The following is a 17,911-nucleotide window of genomic DNA, read 5'->3' on the forward strand; positions in this document are numbered from 1 at the left end:
ACTATCTGACCAGGAATAGTCCGTAGCCAACCAGCGCGGCCCATAGCAGCATGGGGAGGGAATAAACATGGAAGCGCCACCAGATGCGACGATCGTTTGCCATTCGCAACGCAATCAAATTGGCCAGCGAGCCGGGCAACAGGCCAAATCCACCGACATTGACCGCCCAGGCCAGCAACGTATCAGGCGGCACATAATTGAGCAGCAAAATGGTCGCGGGCACATTGCTGATAAACTGCGACAGGCCAATGGCGGTTAACCACAGACCCGACGGCGAAAGCTGGCTGGTGCCGGTCAAAAGATGATGCAACACGGGCAACTGGATCAGCAAATGCACGTCGATAAACATGGCGATAAACACCAAGAGCAACGTCCAGTCCACACTCAGCACAACACGTCGCGCGAGCAATAAGAAGCCCACAGCCACCACGACCAGTCCCCACAGTTCCTGTTTTAGCTCGAGCGCCGTAATAAAAACCAGGTAAAAGCCCAGGCAGCTCCAGACCAGCCTGGGCTGCCAGTCCGGATTTTTAACGCCGCTATGGTAGTTAAGCGTCTTACTGGAAAAACAGAACCAGCATAACGCCAGAAGCGTTGCCATCATTGCCAGCGCCAGCGGCGTCATCTGCCAGATAAAGGCCGGGAATGACATCCCGGAACGTCCCCAAATCAGGATATTTTGCGGGTTACCAATGGGGGTTAACAACGAACCCGCGTTCACCGCCAGCGCCTCAAAAATGATCAGCCGATTGACCGGGATTTCACATAATTTCTTTAAAGTGATGGTAAGCGGCACCACAATAAAGAGTGCCACGTCGTTGGTCAGGAAGGTTGAAAGCAGCGCCGCCGCAAGGACCATAAACATGGCCAGTTGCCGCTCGGTGCGAAAACGCCGCACCATGCGACGCCCCAGCACATCAAAATAGCCGCTCAGTTCTACGCCTTTGGTCAGCAGCATCAAACCGCTGAGGGTAATAATGGTGTGCCAGTCAATAGCACCCGGCCAGGCGGCAGGCGCAAAAGGAACGGCAAAACAGAGACCCAAACCAATAATCAGCAGGAGGTGCAAAAAGCGATCGCGCAACAACGCGCGAAAGAATGGAAGATTCATTCAGACGGCAACCCTTGTTGCAAAGTGAACTGACGAAAACGCTCAAGCGTTTCTTCACTGACGTGGTGTTCCATTCCTTCCGCGTCACGGCGGGCAATTTCCGGGCTGACGCCCAGTACCAGTAAAAAACTTTCCACAATTTGATGACGTTCGCGGCTGGCCTGTGCGAGCCTCTCCCCTTCCGGCGTCAAAAATACCCCGCGCCAGGGAATTTGCTCGATCAGCCCTACCGTCGCCAGTCGTTTTAACATTTTTGCAACTGTTGGTTGTGAAACACCCAGCCGCGCTGCCATATCCACCTGGCGGGCTTCGCCCACTTCGTGGATTAAATCTGAAATCAATTCAACATAATCGTCGATCAGCTCGCGGCGATGCGCTTCGCGCACCTGACGAAAGCCTTCAACATGCTCTTCAACATTTACCAGCGTCACTTTTTTTATTGTGTGCTTACCTGCGCGACGGTTCATTGTGCTTCCTCTGAGGTGTGACGCGATACCCGCATCATATAAGAGAAGGCACATTGTAAACCATAGGTGAACCAGCACAAAAAATTAACGTCTTAGCCATAGCTATAAAATATAGCCTGTGCTATATCTGTATGTAATACGTTCAACCCAACATGGATGGTCGGGAGCGAACAAGTCAGTAAGGAGGTCAATATGAACGAATTTCAGAGGTGCATGAGCGTGTTTACTCACTCCCCGTTTAAAGTTCGTCTGCTGCTGCTGAATATGCTGTGTGATATGTTCAACGGCAAGCCACAGAAAGACGATAAAACTTCTCATTAATGCGGCGTCGCGGTACGCCGCTTCATTTTTCCGTCACATACACCCGCTATTTTCGGATCGCCCGCCCATAATTTTCACTTATTTGTTTGATTTGCAACCGCCCTCCCAAAACGACACGGTAGCAGGTGTTGACCTTCTGCACGGCTAACTTTATCTTTGCGCAGCCCTGCACAAATTGCGGCTCGCAGAAGCGGACCTCTCCCCCTCTCCACGCACTGTCCGGCAGGTTTTGACCCTTTCGCCAGGGTGAGCACATGGCGTTTTCGTGAAGTAATCTATGAGCATAATCCTTAAAGAATCCGTTGCCTTCCGCAGCCAGACAATCAATCCGTGGACAGGTTTCTATTTTCTCCAGTCAATGTTGATTAATTTTGCTCTTGGTTATGAATTTAGTGTCCTGTACGCCGTCGTCTTTACCTGTGCTCTGTGCGTACTGTGGCGGCATGCCCCCCGGGCGCAAAAAATCGTTATTGGAATTACCTCGCTTGTCGCCGCCTGCTATTTCCCGTTTGGCCAGGCCTATGGCGCACCGAACTTTAATACTTTGCTGGCCCTGCATTCGACCAATATGGAAGAGTCGACGGAAATTCTGACGATTTTCCCATGGCATCACTATGCTATCGGCGCGTTTATTTTTGCGCTGGGCATTGTGTCGCTGCGTCGTCGGGTAACGCAGCCGTCAACCCCGTGGCTCAAATGGGATACGCTCGGGGTGGTATTCTGCGTCGCGTCCTATTTTATTGGCCCGGTGCAAAACCACTTCCGCGGCTTTGAGTTCAGACTGATTGATACCGGTGTTCCGGTACTGCGCTTCGTCCGCGATGTCGCGGTGAACAACTATGAAGTGGTGAAAGAGCAGGAAAACATGGCGCAGCTCGCCAGCATGAAGGACACCTGGACTGTCCTTGGCGTCAAACCGAAGTATCACACCTACGTGGTGGTGATTGGCGAGAGCGTACGCCGTGACGCGGCGGGCGCCTTTGGCGGCCACTGGAACAATACACCGTTCGAAAGCCAGGCCAATGGCACTTTCTTTATGGATTACATCTCTGCCAGCGGCTCGACGCAGAAATCGCTGGGCCTGACGCTCAACCGTGTGGTTGATGATAAACCGCAGTATCAGGATAATTTTGTCACCCTCGCAAACCGCGCAGGCTTCCAGACCTGGTGGTTCTCTAACCAGGGGCAGATTGGCGAGTATGACACTGCCATTGCCAGTATCGCGAAGCGCGCGGATGAAGTGCAGTTCCTGAAAAGCGGTGATTTCGAAGCGGATAAAAATACCCGTGATGAAGATTTGCTTAAGCTGACCAATCAGGTTCTGGCCACCAAACGCAATCAGCCGCAGTTGATTGTGCTACATCTGATGGGTTCACACCCGTCCACCTGCGAGCGTTCCGGCGGTAAATACAGCGAGTTCGTGCAGTCAAAAGAGACCTCTTGCTATCTCTATTCCATCACCGCGACGGATGAACTGTTGGGTAAACTCTACTCGCAACTCGTTGCCACGAATGACAGTTTCTCTATGGTCTATTTCTCTGACCACGGGCTGACATTCAGAGAGCGTGGGACGGACGTACAGTATCTGGCACATGACGACCTGTTCAAACAAAACTTCCAGGTGCCGTTTATGGTGCTGTCGAGCGATGACACAAAGCATCGGGAGATAAAAGCGCGCCGTTCCGCGAACGATTTCCTGAGCTTCTTCTCGCAGTGGACGGGGATTACCACCCAGGAGATTAAAAATGCTTACCCGTTCATGTCCGAGCAAAAGGCCGGGCCAGTCTACATTACCAACTTTAAGTTACAGAAAATTGACTATAACCGCCTGGCGACAGATGTTTTCGATACGCACCGCTAAGCGCTACTCCTGAACAACAGGCAAAAAAAATCCGCCCCTTGAGGCGGATTTTTTTATTGCCAGCCGTATTAGAAACGGTAGCCGACGCCTGCGATCCAGGTGCCTACGTCAACGCTACGAATACGAGACTGCTCGTAGGAGAAGTCCAGTGCAACGTTTTCCATCGGGTTGAACTGCAGACCCGCGCCATAGGAGAAACCGTAGTCGCTGGTGTCTGATGCTTTAGCAGTGTCAACGGTCTGCTGGAATTTACCGTAGCCAACACCCACAACACCGTAGATGCTTGCCCAGTCGTTCAGACGGTAAGCCGGACCTGCAGTGATACCGTAGTACTGGCCTTTGTTATAGACGCCATCTTCAGTGCGATCTTTTTCAGTGTACGTGAAGGAGCCAATAACGCCCAGCGGGTTGTTGTCCTGCTCGTAGCGGTATTTCAGGTTGAAGCCGTTTGCTTTGTTTGCTACACCCTGAGCGTCGCTCTGTGCGTAACCACCGGTAACAGTGGAAGTTGCTGCAAAAGCGGAACCTGCGGATACCGCCAGAACAGCGGCCAGTGCTGAAAGACATGCAATTTTTTTCATAACCACCTCAAATGTGCTTCAAGTAAATCCTAAGTTTTAAATATATCAAAATTTGTTAAGAAACTCTTTGGGATAAACGATGTCTAAAGAGCCATTTCATGTAACAGAACATTTCACATGCTTACTAACTCTTTCATTAAACGGACGTTTTTCCGCAGAACGTGCCATTATGAAGCTTACTATCCGGCATGTTCATCCAGATTATTCCTAATCGGCATGGTTAATTAACCATCAGATGTCATCTATTTTACGTATTTTTAGCCGCTGTTTTTCAACAAAGTCTCAACCAGCCGGGGCTATTTCAAGTAGACTGCAAGGCTTTACCATGATTGACATAATTTGACAGGAGAAAGGATGCCTGGGTCGTCTCGTAAGATACCGGTGTGGTTATCAGTATTGGTGTTACTTGTTGCGATGTGTTCGATACAGGGAGGCGCATCCCTGGCTAAATCGCTGTTTCCGGTCGTGGGCGCGCCGGGAATGACGGCGCTACGTCTGGCGTTGGGGACGTTGATTCTGGTGGTGGTCTTTAAGCCCTGGCGTCTGCGCTTTACCCGAGAACAGCGCATGCCGCTGCTGGCATATGGATTGTCGCTGGGTGCGATGAACTATATGTTTTATCTCTCTATTCAGACAATACCTCTGGGTATTGCGGTTGCGCTGGAATTCGTCGGCCCCCTCTCCGTTGCCCTTTTTGGCTCCCGTCGCCCTATTGATTTTTTGTGGGTCATTCTGGCGGTGCTGGGCCTGTGGTATTTATTACCGCTTGGTGACAATGTTTCCCATGTGGATTTAGCCGGTGCGGCATATGCACTGGGCGCAGGCGCATGCTGGGCTGTATATATTATTTCTGGCCATAAAGCCGGAGAAGAACATGGCCCGGCGACCGTTGCCCTGGGTTCATTAATAGCGGCACTGGTTTTTGTACCTTTAGGAACTTTCCAGGCCGGCGTAGCATTATGGCAATGGTCAGTGCTGCCTTTGGGCGTTGCGGTTGCCATATTATCCACCGCTCTGCCTTACTCCCTGGAAATGATTGCACTCACCCGTTTACCGACACGTACGTTCGGAACGTTGATGAGTATGGAACCCGCCCTGGCTGCAATATCCGGTATGATTTTTTTGAGTGAAACGTTGAATCTTCAACAAGTTGGGGGACTGACATGTATTGTGATTGCCTCCATTGGCTCAACAATGACGTTACGCAGGGAAGTCAAAGTCGAAAAAGTTGATATAGGATAATAATTATTATTCAGCATGGATGATCTGCCATGCTGAATTAATCTCTTTTTCTATAGCACATCGCTGAATGCCATAAAAACTCACATTTCAATATATATACTTACATTCTCATCCCCTTCTTGACCTTAAATACCCGCCCGCTACGGATAGGCTGAACGCGATATTATTTTAATGATGCAGGATCCAGGAATTTTCTTTTTTATCGTTGCTATTGAACCGATAGGTATATTCAAAAACAGCAATCAAAAATCTGGTGCTATACTTACTTTCGACAATTACCTGGGACACAAACATCAAGAGGATATGAGATTATGAGTACCGCTAAACTGGTTAAAACGAAAGCGTCTAATCTGCTTTATACCCGTAACGATGTATCAGACAGCGATAAAAAAGCGACTATCGAGTTGCTTAATCGCCAGGTGATCCAGTTCATTGACCTGTCACTGATCACGAAACAGGCCCACTGGAATATGCGCGGTGCTAACTTCATCGCCGTTCATGAAATGCTCGACGGCTTCCGTACTGCGCTCGTTGATCATCTGGATACCATGGCAGAGCGTGCCGTGCAGTTGGGTGGCGTCGCGCTGGGCACTACGCAGGTTATCAATAGCAAAACCGCACTGAAAAGTTACCCACTTGACATCCACAGCGTACAGGATCACCTGAAAGAGCTGGCTGACCGTTATGCCATCGTAGCGAATGATGTGCGTAAAGCCATCGACGAAGCAAAAGATGAAGATACTGCGGATATCTTTACTGCCGCTTCACGCGACCTGGACAAATTCCTGTGGTTTATCGAATCCAATATTGAATAAGCCCGATCGCTAACATATGGACTTCAGATGACCCCTTTGCCGCCCGGCAAAGGGGTTGCACTTTTATGGTGCGTTATTTTGTTCTTTCCCGCCTGAAACTCCGCCAGACTGTTATCATCACTTCACAAAATTGTTAAGAAAAGATTGTTTAATGGTGCATTCCTGCGCTAAATAAAGATGATTTCTGTGCGAAATCTTTCTCCGCACCAATATGAAGCCCCAAAATAGTGCATAGCACTGTTCGCGCTTCGTTATAAGCACGGATTTAGAATATCGCCTCTTTACAAAACAACGGGTTGTAAACCTGGCATGATTTTTTCATACTGCGTACGTTCTCGCAGGGGATCGCCCCGTGGATATAAAAGGAAAAACTATGAAGTCTGTATTCAAACTTTCCCTGGCTACACTCGCTCTCGCCTTTGCTGTTTCTTCTCAGGCCGCAAATAAACTGGTTGTCGCAACCGATACCGCATTCGTTCCTTTCGAATTCAAGCAGGGTGACAAATACGTCGGCTTCGACGTTGATCTGTGGGCCGCCATCGCGAAAGAACTGAAACTGGATTACGAGTTAAAGCCGATGGATTTCAGCGGCATCATCCCGGCTCTGCAAACTAAAAACGTTGATCTGGCGCTGGCTGGTATCACCATTACCGAAGAACGTAAAAAAGCGGTTGAATTCTCTGATGGCTACTACAAAAGCGGCCTGATGGTGATGGTTAAAGCCAACAACAACGACGTGAAAAGCGTTAAAGACCTCGACGGTAAAGTGGTCGCAGTGAAGAGCGGTACCGGTTCTGTTGATTACGCGAAAGCGAACATCAAAACCAAAGACCTGCGTCAGTTCCCGAACATCGACAACGCGTACATGGAACTGGGCACCAACCGTGCTGATGCGGTTATCCACGATACCCCGAACATTCTCTATTTCATCAAAACCGCAGGTAACGGTCAGTTCAAAGCGGTAGGCGATTCACTGGAAGCCCAGCAGTACGGTATCGCGTTCCCGAAAGGTAGCGACGAGCTGCGTGAAAAAGTGAACGGTGCACTGAAAACCCTGCGCGATAACGGTACTTATAACGAAATCTATAAAAAATGGTTCGGTACCGAGCCTAAATAATAATTTGTTCTGTGCAGTAGTGTTCCCCGGCAGCGTTGAGCTTTCCGGGGCTACTTAAACAGACTTATCACCCGTAGGTCGGGAAACCGGTACTACGGGTGTTTGTATATTTCCACCACGGTTTACAGGAACTCATCATGCAGTTTGACTGGAGTGCCATCTGGCCTGCCATTCCGCTTCTGATTGAAGGCGCAAAAATGACGCTTTGGATCTCGGTCCTCGGCTTAATTGGCGGCTTGATTATTGGACTGGCGGCAGGTTTTGCGCGCACCTTTGGCGGCTGGATCGCCAACCACATCGCACTCGTTTTTATTGAGATTATTCGCGGTACCCCGATTGTTGTTCAGGTGATGTTTATCTACTTCGCCCTGCCAATGGCATTCAACGATTTGCGTATCGACCCCTTTAGCGCCGCCGTTATCACCATCATGATTAACTCGGGCGCGTACATCGCGGAAATTACGCGCGGTGCGGTACTGTCCATCCATAAAGGTTTTCGTGAAGCAGGCCTGGCACTGGGGCTGTCTAAGGGCGAAACCATCCGCCACGTTATCCTGCCATTAGCGCTGCGTCGTATGCTGCCGCCGTTAGGTAACCAATGGATCATCAGCATTAAAGACACCTCTCTGTTTATTGTTATTGGCGTCGCCGAGCTGACCCGTCAGGGCCAGGAGATCATCGCCGGCAACTTCCGCGCCCTGGAAATCTGGAGCGCCGTTGCGGTTGTCTATCTGATCATCACTCTGGTGCTGAGCTTTATTTTGCGTCGTCTTGAAAGAAGGATGAAAATCCTGTGATTGAATTTAAAAACGTCTCCAAGCACTTCGGCCAAACCCAGGTGCTGCATAATATCGACCTGAACATTACCCAGGGCGAAGTGGTGGTGATTATCGGGCCATCGGGTTCCGGGAAATCCACCCTGCTGCGCTGCATCAACAAACTCGAAGAGATAACCTCTGGTGAGTTGATTGTTGATGGCCTGAAAGTGAACGATCCAAAAGTTGACGAACGTCTGATCCGCCAGGAAGCAGGTATGGTGTTCCAGCAGTTTTATCTGTTCCCACACCTGACTGCGCTGGAAAACGTTATGTTTGGCCCGCTACGCGTGCGCGGCGCGAAAAAGGACGAAGCCGAGAAACTGGCAAAAGAACTGCTGGCAAAAGTAGGCCTTGCCGAACGTGCGCATCACTATCCGTCTGAGCTGTCCGGTGGCCAACAACAACGTGTGGCTATCGCCCGCGCGCTGGCGGTAAAACCGAAGATGATGCTGTTTGATGAGCCGACTTCCGCACTCGACCCGGAACTGCGCCATGAGGTGCTGAAAGTCATGCAGGATCTGGCTGAAGAAGGGATGACGATGGTTATCGTGACGCACGAAATCGGCTTTGCTGAGAAAGTGGCCTCTCGTCTGATCTTTATTGATAAAGGCCGGATTGCCGAAGATGGCAACCCACAGACGCTTATCGAGAATCCACCAAGCCCGCGCTTGCAGGAATTCTTACAACACGTCTCCTGAGTCATCTCTACCCTCTTCCCGTCGGGAAGAGGGTAATTTCCCCTTCTCCCCGGATTTATCTCATTTCCTTCGACGCGTTGCCCGGCATCTATACTTATCATTTTGCTGGACTTTCTCGCCGGAGGCACCCATGCCGTGGATCCTGTTACTCATCAGTCTGTTTTGGCTACCCGCTCAGGCGGCTGGCATTCCCGGGGTGACAACCGGGGCCACGAGCACACCGCCCATTGCCGAAACCCCGGCCCCGGATATCGAGCAAAAAAAAGCCGCCTATGCCGCGCTGGCAGATGTGCTGGATAACCAGCAATCGCGCCAGGAACTGATCGACCAACTGCGTAAAGTCGCTGCGACACCGCCGCAGGAACCTGTTCCCGTTATTACGCCTCCCCAACTCGTTGAACAGAAAACGGTACTGGAGAACGTCACGGAAGTCAGCAGCCACTACGGTGAAGAGTTTGCGTCACGGTTTGCTCAACTCTATCGCAACATTACCAGTTCCCCGCACAAAGCGTTTAATCCGGAAACCTTTACCAGTGCCGCCGGGCATTTTTTACTGCTCGCCGTGCTGGTATTTGCCTTCTGGCTACTGGTGCGCCTTAGCGTAATGCCGCTGTATCGCAAGATGGGCTACTGGGGGCGCAATAAAAACCGCGAGCGGAATAACTGGCTACAGCTTCCGGCGATGATTATCGGCGCGTTTATTATCGACCTGCTGTTGCTGGCGCTGACGCTGTTTGTCGGCCAGATACTTAGCGCTAATCTGAATAACGGAAACCGGACCATCGCCTTCCAGCAAAGCCTGTTTTTAAATGCGTTTGCCCTGATTGAATTCTTTAAGGCCATCCTGCGGCTTATCTTCTGCCCGCGTATCGCGGAACTGCGCCCGTTTCGTATCGAGAACGACACCGCCAAGTACTGGCATCTGCGCCTCAGTGCGCTGAGCAGCCTGATTGGCTACGGTTTGTTGGTCGCCGTCCCGATTATCTCCAATCAGGTAAATGTGCAGGTGGGCGCGCTGGCTAACGTGACCATCATGCTCTGTATTACCGTCTGGGCGCTGTATCTGATCTTTCGCAATAAACGCATTATCCAGCACAACCTAACCCATCTGGCGGATCACTCACTGGCTTTTTTTAGCCTGTTTATTCGCGCCTTCGCGCTTATCTGGCACTGGCTCGCCAGCGCTTACTTTATCGTGCTGTTTTTCTTCTCGCTCTTCGATCCGGGCAATAGCCTGAAATTTATGATGGGAGCATCATTAAGCAGCCTGGCGATTTTAAGCATCGCGGCTTTCCTTTCCGGTATGCTTTCGCGCTGGATAAATAAGACCATCACCCTCTCACCGCAGGTGCAGCGTAACTACCCGGAACTGCAAAAGCGGCTTAACGGCTGGCTTTCTGCGTCGATGAAAGCAGCTCGAATCCTCATTGTTTGCGCCACCGTACTGCTGTTACTCAACGCGTGGGGGCTGTTCGATTTCTGGTACTGGCTGACTTATGGCGCAGGTGAAAAAGCAGTCGACATTATTATTCGCATTGCACTGATTTTGTTTTTCTCCGCCGTGGGCTGGACGCTGCTGGCAAGCATTATCGAAAACCGTCTTGCCTCGGATATCCACGGCAGGCCGCTTCCCAGCGCGCGCACCCGGACCCTGTTAACCCTGTTCCGTAACGCGCTGGCAGTGGTAATCAGTACGATCACCGTGATGATTGTGCTCTCGGAGATAGGCGTTAATATCGCGCCGCTGCTGGCCGGCGCCGGGGCACTGGGCCTGGCGATTTCGTTCGGTTCGCAAACCCTGGTGAAAGATATTATTACCGGCATCTTTATTCAGTTTGAAAATGGGATGAATACCGGGGATCTTGTCACCATTGGCCCGCTCACCGGCACGGTTGAACGGATGTCCATTCGTTCCGTTGGCGTACGCCAGGATACCGGGGCGTATCATATTATTCCGTGGTCATCGATAACCACCTTTGCCAACTTCGTGCGCGGGATTGGTTCGGTCGTCGCCAACTATGATGTAGATCGCCACGAGAACACGGAAAAAGCGAATCAGGCGTTGAAAGATGCTGTCGCGGAAATGATGGAGATGGAGGACATTCGTGGGCTGATTATTGGCGAACCGACATTTGCCGGACTGGTCGGGTTAACCAATACCGCGTTTACACTGCGGGTGACATGTACCACACTGCCGCTTAAACAGTGGACGGTACGTTTTGCGCTGGACAGCATGGTGAAAAAACACTTCGACTTAGCCGATGTTCGCGCACCGGTACAAACTTACCAGATACTGCCCATGCCGGGCAGTACCCCTGCGCCACAAGCGGTTAACGCGCCGCAGCCGCCCGTTGAGCCTGCGCCTTAAAACGGGTTTGCGCCCAGCGTTTGCGCTGGGCCTCATCCTGAAATGTCCAGGCGATGAAGCGGCTCTGCTTCTGCCCCTGCGCCATCTCTTTTTTCACCACGTTCACGGCACCGGCCTGCGTCAGTGCGCGATAAAGCAGCGGTAAATTATCACCACGGGAAACCAGCGACGAAAACCATAGCACCTGACGCGCGAACTGTTTGCTCTCATCAATCATTTTACTGATAAACGCCACTTCCCCGCCCTCACACCACAGTTCCTGCTGCTGACCGCCGAAGTTAAGCGCCGCGTCATTATCCAGCCCAAGATTGCGGCGCTTACGCTCACTGCCCGCCTGTGCGGCCTGCGCGCTGTCGTGAAAAGGGGGGTTACACAGCGTGGCATCATACTGTTCATTTTTATGAATAATGCCCGCCAGAATCGCCGACGGATCTTTTTGCCGACGTAAACGCACTGAGCGACTGAGGCCCGGATTGGCATTGATGATCGCCTGTGCGCTGACGAATGCGGCATTGTCGACTTCGCTGCCAGTGAAGCGCCAGCCATATTCATGGGCGCCAATCAGCGGGTAGATACAATTTGCCCCGGTGCCGATATCCAGCACGCTGGCCTGCGACGGGACGACCCCGTCAGTATCCTGGGCGAGCAAATCGGCAAGATGGTGAATATAGTCAGCGCGGCCTGGAACAGGTGGGCAAAGAAAGCCCGGCGGGATATCCCACTCTTTTACATCATAAAAGTGCGCCAGTAGCGCTTTATTCAACGCCTTCACTGCCAGGGGATCGGCAAAATTAACCGTCGGTTCGCCCGCCGGGCTGGTAATGATAAATTCACGTAATAGGGGCATCGTGGCGCAAAGGGCGTCAAGATCGTAGCGGCTGTGGTGACGGTTACGCGGGTGCAACCCCGGCTTCTGGGCTTTCATGGCATTCTCCTGTTGGCAGCGGCGTAAGATACCCGTTGACGGCGGCAGGGTAAATAAGTGAGGCTAAAGAAACTCGCTTTCCACAGGGACTCGCAATGTATTTTTACGAACCGTCTCAAGGCCATGGCCTGCCCCACGACCCACTCAATGCGATTATCGGCCCGCGACCTATCGGCTGGATTTCCTCGCTGGATGGTGAAGGGCGACAGAATCTCGCCCCCTACAGCTTCTTTAACTGTTTCAATTACCGTCCGCCTATCATCGGCTTTGCCAGCAGCGGCTGGAAAGACAGCGTGCGCAATATTTGTGAGACCAAAGAATTCGTCTGGAATCTGACGACCCGTGCGCTGGCAGAACGCATGAACGAGACATCCGCCTCACTTGCGCATGATGAAGATGAGTTCGCGTTTAGCGGCCTGACGCCGCTTGCCAGCCGCATCGTTAAAGCGCCGCGTGTTGCAGAAAGCCCGGTACATTTTGAGTGTCGCTTATCCCAATGTATTCAACTAACCAAAGCAAACGGTGAAGCGCTGGATAGCTGGCTGGTACTGGGTGAGGCGGTAGCCATTCATATCGATGAATCTTTACTGGAAAATGGCATTTACCAGACGGCTAAAGCACAGCCAATTCTGCGCGCGGGCGGCCCGACCGCCTATTACACCATTACCGATGCGCAGCGTTTCGATATGCGTCGTCCGGACGATCGTTAAGTTATATATGTGTCAGGTGGACAATGTTCCGTTCACCAAACTTCCTGTGTCAAATATAACATTTGCGCACGTGAACGTGTAAAGGGGGCCACCGCGGCCCCCTTTACAATCCCCGCGGCCCCGCCCGGAAATCGGTGCGTTGCACAACGTTCGCCTCCCAACCTTCTGACTGCGGTCGGTTTGACTCGACGTCCTGTCTCGACAAACCTCAGTCCACCCTCCATGGTGGACTGACCTTGTCATCAGGTTTCCGGCTCACCGATTTCAGCGGGGACTCAACCCCGTCGCGTTTAGCCCGATGTCATTCAGTTACAAATCAGTCGCTGTATAGATTTTTATTCCTCACACATTGAAATGGCGAATATTTGCGCAAATAGTGTATTACTACGTCTGCAATTACTGAGGAGAAAATACCATGGCGTCAGGTTGGGCAAATGACGGGGCGGTACAGGACCAAATCGACAGCACCATTGAAGATGCGGTGGCGCGTGCGCGCCATGACCTGCCGAAAGGCGAAAGCCTTAAAGAGTGTGCAGAGTGCGGTGAACCCATTCCGGAAGCGCGTCGCAAGGCAATTCCGGGCGTGCGTTTCTGCCTGCAATGCCAGCAACAGAAAGATTTACAAAACTCGACACATGCAGGATATAATCGCAGAGGTTCGAAGGATAGCCAGCTTCGCTGACTGTTCTTTACCGTTTCTGACAGCGCAAGCGGTTGCTTCATTGCGCACAAAATTTGGCAGATAAAGTAGCATTCTGTGCCGAAAAATATTCCCACAGCCACCGAAACGGTAAAACGCATAATCCACATGAATAAATCACAATGATTTCAACAGCCTGCTGATTGTTCAATTTTTTAGAACAAGGTCGTCAATTCTCTTAGATTTTCTCTCTCGCAAAAAACCGTGATACTTATCACATCGACGGAACAACGTCACCTTAACAGAATAACCTGCGAGATAATGACCATGAAAACCATCAAATATGCTGTCGCCGCCATCGCTCTTTCCACCCTTTCTTTCGGTGCTTTCGCTGCACAGGCTATCAGCCCTGCTCAGGCACAAAGCATGAATAAAGTCGGTGTGGTTTCTGCAGACGGCGCGACCACGCTGGACGGCCTGGAAGCACAGCTGGCTGAGAAAGCCGCTGCCGCTGGTGCAACGGGTTACAGCATCACCTCCGCTAACGGCAATAATAAAATGAGCGGTACTGCTGTTATCTACAAATAAGAATGTCTTACCCCGTCGGTAACCCTCCGGCGGGCACTGCTCCAACCCTCATTGACCCTGTTGTTGTTACCCTTTTTGGCCCGTCCAGTGATGAGACGGGCTTTTTTTCGTCGTTTAAAACGCGTTTAAAAACTCTCTTCAATGCGGGCTAATGCATTCTCAAGCGTCTCCGCCTCTCCGGTTGCCACCAAACAGCACGCCATCTCGATTTTTAACGACCGGGGAACAGGCTCGCTGCCGGCAAGGCAACGTTCAATCCATTTAGCGGTGGTTTCGACATCTTTAGCCGCAGGCAGAACCACATCCGCCAGCTCCTCCTGACGTTCATAGATAACACGAGCCCCCTGCGCATCAATCAGATTAATTTGCGGGCAGCGTTGCGGGTTGGCGTAAACCTCTCCTTCTGTTCCGTGCATCAGCAAACCTCGCCCACCGATGTCACTAAAGAATTTACCCACACGCGTGACATATTCCGGGTGCGACACGCTGGAGAGGCGTAGCGCGGCGTCTTTCTCAAACGGCGTGGCCAGTTTCGCCAGCGTATGCGCGCTGTTACGCACGCCCATTATCCAGCGCAGCGCCAGCTGTTTTTCCAGCGGTGGGCACAGCGCACTTACCGGAATATAAACCGGCTGATGTCCATCGAGCCGCGCCTGGGCCTGACCAGCATGGCGGGTCGCTTCGATACCAAGCAACGTGAAAATGGTTTCGCTGACCACCCGCGTCGGATCCTCGCTCACACCGTGGACCACCACCGGGAAACCCAGTTTATGTAATAAGATAGCCAGTAATGGTGTCAGATTTGCCTGTTTGCGCGCGCCGTTATAGCTCGGGATGACAATCGGCATGGGTTTCGCAACCGGCGGCGTAAGGCGCATTGTACGTTGCTGCATTGCCTCGTAAAAACCGAGCATTTCCGCTTCGCCTTCGCCTTTAATACGCAGCGCTATCAGAATGCCCCCCAGTTCAAGATCGGGCACATCGCCATCCAGCATCCGGGCGTAAAGCCCCCGGGCGGTATCAAAATCCAGATCGCGGGCATGATTTTTCCCCCGGCCAATCTCTTTAATGATTTTGCGGTAATCCATCAGAACTCCTCAAAGGCTCACAATGTCAGCGGCGCTTACGGCGGCTTTGTTTCGGTTTCTTCACTATAACGTCTGGTACATCAGGTTGGGAAATAGGAAAAACCGGCAGCGCGTCCAGCAGACGTTTGCCGTAACTTTTGCTCAGCAGACGGTTGTCATAAATCACCACTTCCCCGTGGCAGCTATGGCTACGGATTAAACGCCCCACCTGTTGAATCAACGTAAAGGAGGCGCTGGGAAGGCTTTGCACCTCGAAAGGATAGCGATTAAGACTTTTAAGCCATTCACCTTCGGTAATTACCACGGGGCTGTCGACAGGCGGGAAGGCAATTTTATGGATATGCACCTGAGTCAGGTAATCGCCTTTTAAATCAAGCCCTTCCGCAAAGGATTGCAACCCTACCAGCACGCTGCGCTCGCCGCCGTCGATACGTTTACGGTGTAGTTCCACCAGACGGTAGCGCGGCTGATCGCCCTGCACCAGTAATAACAGACGCAGGTCGGTAACAAACGTCAAAAAAAGCTGCATTGCCCGCTGGCTGGCAAACAAGACCAGCATCCCTTTGTGGGTTTTGCTTTCTACCTGTTCGCGGAAATAGGCCGCCATTTCGGCGAGATGTTCCGCTTCGTTGTCGACCAGCGGAGCATAGCGCATTTGCGGAATGACGATTTTACCCTGCTCAACATGATTAAACGGCGAATCCAGGGTGACGAAGCGGTCCCCTGCTTTCTCTTTCAGGCCGCTCATCTCCTGCAGGCGTGAAAAACTGTTCAGGGAGCGCAGAGTGGCAGAAGTCACGACAATATGCGGTACGCTACGCCAGAGCAATTTTTCCAGCTGATCGCTAACGCGAATGCCGACACAGTGGAAGTACATATGCAGTTGCCCGTCGCGCATTTCACGGGTCGCCCATTTCGTGACCGGCGCGCCAGAGGCCTGCGCCATTGCCGCCAGCCGCCATAATTTGCTTTGCGCTTCAAACATCCCCAGCGCCCGGTTCATTTGCAGCAGTACCCGGTGCAGACGCACAATATCGTGGCTTCCGGTTTTTTCGCTCAGGTCGTTGAGAAACAACTCAGCCAGCCCGCGCAGCATTTCGGTGAGTTTTGCCAGCCGCTGGCATATAGCCATGACTTCGTCAGGCAACTCACCCATCGCAAACCGATGCTCCGCCTCCTGAGCGGCAGGCATATACAAAGTGAGGATGTTATTAAGCGAAGCAATCAGCTCGTAAAGCTCTTCGCAGTGGGCATTCAGACGCTCAGGCGTCGCCAGCGGCGGTGTGGTTTTCGGACGAAATTGCTCAAGGCAGGTTGCCACCAGTTTGCAGAAAAGGTCGAGTTGCAGGCGAAACCAGGGGGCAGTGATCTCCGCGCTCATTTCCAGCGCATCACGCGCCACATCCGGCAAATGGTGGCCTTCATCCAGCACCAGCAGCAGGTTTTTCGGCTCCGGCAGCACCGCCTCGCTTTCCATTGCCGCCATCACCAGCGCATGGTTGGCCACCACCACTTCGGCCTCCTGGATTTCACGCCGGGCGACAAAAAAGGGGCATTCACGGTAGTAGTGACAGTTACGATTGAGGCAGCTGGCTTTGTCGGTACTGAGCCGCCGCCAGAGCGAGTCTTCGATCGCCTGATCGGTATGATCGCGTAAGCCGTCCCACTTGTAGCTATCGAGGTCGGCTTTCAGCTTCGCGCAACGCTTCTGCTCTTCCTGATTATTAGGGGTTAACTCGTCATCCAGAAAGGCCAGTAAATCCTGTTGTGAAGGCTCGGTGCTCGCCAGCGCGGTCAGATTACGCGGGCAGACGTAACGCCCGCGCCCAAAGGCGGCGGTAAAGCGTAAGTCGGGGATAATTTTGCGCAGTAGCGGCAAATCTTTGCTGAAAATCTGATCCTGCAAGGCGACGTTGGCGGTGCTGACCACCAGCGTTTTTTGTTCTTCACGAGCGATGGCAATACCGGGAATAAGGTACGACAGCGTCTTACCGACCCCGGTCGGCGCTTCTATTGCCAGATGCCGTCCCTCTTCCCCGGCGAGCGTTTTCGCCACATCAGCGATCATCTGCCGCTGCGGCGCGCGAGGAATAAAGTCCGGAATCTGTTGTTGCAACGCCTTATACCAGGCGGCAATTTGCGCTTTTAGCGCGGCGGTGAGGGCCATCGGCAAACCTGAAACACTGTATAAACAGCCACTATTGTGGCATTTTTCACGTTTCAGGGGTAACGCTTTTTCGTATTCTGGAAAGTGGCTCGAAAAAGGAGCCCACAGGTAACCGGCTACTTTACTGACATGCGCCGGGATAAAAGCACACTTCACAATGACGTGACTGAGACCAGGTCAATGGTTGTGCCGGGTTACAACCTGACGGACGTTTTCCGTCGCCGCGCCCGTTTTCGCAGACCGGATCACAATTTGGCATACGAATAACCTTAAGCCCTTTTGTCACATTGAATATTTTTCGTCACGGTGCTAGGTTTTAACTGCATTACGCTTGTTACCGACTATCGGGCAAAACCTAAATGCAGACTGCGGGGTCAATCCGCACATATCTGTA

At 52.1% G+C, this 17,911-nt stretch carries 17 protein-coding genes; 11 read left to right on the top strand and 6 right to left on the bottom strand.

Annotation, left to right across the window (positions count from 1 at the left end):
* Nucleotide 1: 1 nt before the first annotated feature.
* The gene (locus tag AB182_RS17120; RefSeq protein ID WP_047371156.1) at nt 2–1,111 is read right to left on the bottom strand and encodes an anion transporter; all 1,110 of its coding nucleotides are present in this window, start codon (nt 1,109–1,111) and stop codon (nt 2–4) included.
* Entirely contained in the window at nt 1,108–1,578 is a 471-nt protein-coding gene (gene mntR, locus AB182_RS17125; RefSeq protein WP_047371157.1) for a manganese-binding transcriptional regulator MntR, read from the bottom strand. The genes AB182_RS17120 and mntR overlap by 4 nt, the downstream gene beginning before the upstream one ends.
* A 192-nt stretch (nt 1,579–1,770) precedes the next feature.
* Here mntR and mntS point away from each other — a divergent pair, with 192 nt between their 5' ends.
* Both mntS and AB182_RS17140 read left to right on the top strand, forming a co-directional pair.
* Nucleotides 1,771–1,899, top strand: a complete 129-nt coding sequence (gene mntS, locus AB182_RS17130) for a manganase accumulation protein MntS (RefSeq protein ID WP_039077199.1) — start codon at nt 1,771–1,773, stop codon at nt 1,897–1,899.
* Between the two features lie 277 nt (nt 1,900–2,176).
* Entirely contained in the window at nt 2,177–3,760 is a 1,584-nt protein-coding gene (locus AB182_RS17140) for a phosphoethanolamine transferase (protein WP_047371159.1), read from the top strand.
* 68 nt (nt 3,761–3,828) lie between these two features.
* Here the strand turns inward: AB182_RS17140 and ompX are convergent, their stop codons facing one another.
* Entirely contained in the window at nt 3,829–4,341 is a 513-nt protein-coding gene (ompX, locus tag AB182_RS17145) for an outer membrane protein OmpX (protein WP_047371160.1), read from the bottom strand.
* A 354-nt stretch (nt 4,342–4,695) separates the two neighbouring features.
* Between ompX and rhtA the strand changes: the two genes are divergently transcribed.
* From rhtA to ybiO, 6 genes are all read left to right on the top strand, one after another.
* On the top strand, nt 4,696–5,583 hold the full coding sequence (rhtA, locus tag AB182_RS17150) for a threonine/homoserine exporter RhtA (RefSeq protein WP_047371161.1): 888 nt from the start codon (nt 4,696–4,698) through the stop codon (nt 5,581–5,583).
* Between the two features lie 311 nt (nt 5,584–5,894).
* Entirely contained in the window at nt 5,895–6,398 is a 504-nt protein-coding gene (gene dps / locus AB182_RS17155; protein WP_047371162.1) for a DNA starvation/stationary phase protection protein Dps, read from the top strand.
* Between the two features lie 373 nt (nt 6,399–6,771).
* Entirely contained in the window at nt 6,772–7,515 is a 744-nt protein-coding gene (gene glnH / locus AB182_RS17160) for a glutamine ABC transporter substrate-binding protein GlnH (RefSeq protein WP_047371163.1), read from the top strand.
* Between the two features lie 137 nt (nt 7,516–7,652).
* The gene (gene glnP / locus AB182_RS17165) at nt 7,653–8,312 is read left to right on the top strand and encodes a glutamine ABC transporter permease GlnP (RefSeq protein WP_047371164.1); all 660 of its coding nucleotides are present in this window, start codon (nt 7,653–7,655) and stop codon (nt 8,310–8,312) included.
* Nucleotides 8,309–9,031: a glutamine ABC transporter ATP-binding protein GlnQ gene (gene glnQ / locus AB182_RS17170; RefSeq protein WP_039077206.1), complete on the top strand. Its 723-nt coding sequence runs from the start codon at nt 8,309–8,311 to the stop codon at nt 9,029–9,031. The genes glnP and glnQ overlap by 4 nt, the downstream gene beginning before the upstream one ends.
* Before the next feature lie 130 nt (nt 9,032–9,161).
* Complete coding sequence (ybiO, locus tag AB182_RS17175; RefSeq protein WP_047371165.1) at nt 9,162–11,399, top strand: mechanosensitive channel protein; 2,238 nt, start codon at nt 9,162–9,164, stop codon at nt 11,397–11,399.
* On the opposite strand, the gene rlmF is transcribed toward ybiO, so the two are convergent.
* Nucleotides 11,362–12,324, bottom strand: a complete 963-nt coding sequence (gene rlmF / locus AB182_RS17180) for a 23S rRNA (adenine(1618)-N(6))-methyltransferase RlmF (protein WP_047371166.1) — start codon at nt 12,322–12,324, stop codon at nt 11,362–11,364. The two genes, ybiO and rlmF, sit on opposite strands and share 38 nt — an antisense overlap.
* A gap of 95 nt (nt 12,325–12,419) precedes the next feature.
* Here rlmF and AB182_RS17185 point away from each other — a divergent pair, with 95 nt between their 5' ends.
* The 3 genes from AB182_RS17185 (at nt 12,420) to ybiJ (ending at nt 14,262) form a co-directional block, all read left to right on the top strand.
* Nucleotides 12,420–13,034: a flavin reductase family protein gene (locus AB182_RS17185; protein WP_047371167.1), complete on the top strand. Its 615-nt coding sequence runs from the start codon at nt 12,420–12,422 to the stop codon at nt 13,032–13,034.
* 415 nt (nt 13,035–13,449) lie between these two features.
* On the top strand, nt 13,450–13,716 hold the full coding sequence (locus AB182_RS17190; protein WP_047371168.1) for a DksA/TraR family C4-type zinc finger protein: 267 nt from the start codon (nt 13,450–13,452) through the stop codon (nt 13,714–13,716).
* Between the two features lie 285 nt (nt 13,717–14,001).
* Complete coding sequence (gene ybiJ / locus AB182_RS17195) at nt 14,002–14,262, top strand: DUF1471 family protein YbiJ (RefSeq protein ID WP_047373339.1); 261 nt, start codon at nt 14,002–14,004, stop codon at nt 14,260–14,262.
* 125 nt (nt 14,263–14,387) lie between these two features.
* Here ybiJ and ybiB read toward each other — a convergent pair whose 3' ends face one another.
* Nucleotides 14,388–15,350 carry a DNA-binding protein YbiB gene (gene ybiB / locus AB182_RS17200; protein ID WP_047371169.1) on the bottom strand — a complete coding sequence of 321 codons (963 nt, stop codon included), beginning with the start codon at nt 15,348–15,350 and terminating at the stop codon, nt 14,388–14,390.
* Nucleotides 15,351–15,375: 25 nt separating this feature from the next.
* Nucleotides 15,376–17,517, bottom strand: a complete 2,142-nt coding sequence (gene dinG / locus AB182_RS17205) for an ATP-dependent DNA helicase DinG (RefSeq protein ID WP_047371170.1) — start codon at nt 17,515–17,517, stop codon at nt 15,376–15,378.
* Between the last annotated feature and the right edge of the window lie 394 nt (nt 17,518–17,911).

Origin of the sequence: Phytobacter ursingii, assembly GCF_001022135.1 — a bacterium.
Classification (GTDB): Bacteria; Pseudomonadota; Gammaproteobacteria; order Enterobacterales; family Enterobacteriaceae; genus Phytobacter; species Phytobacter ursingii.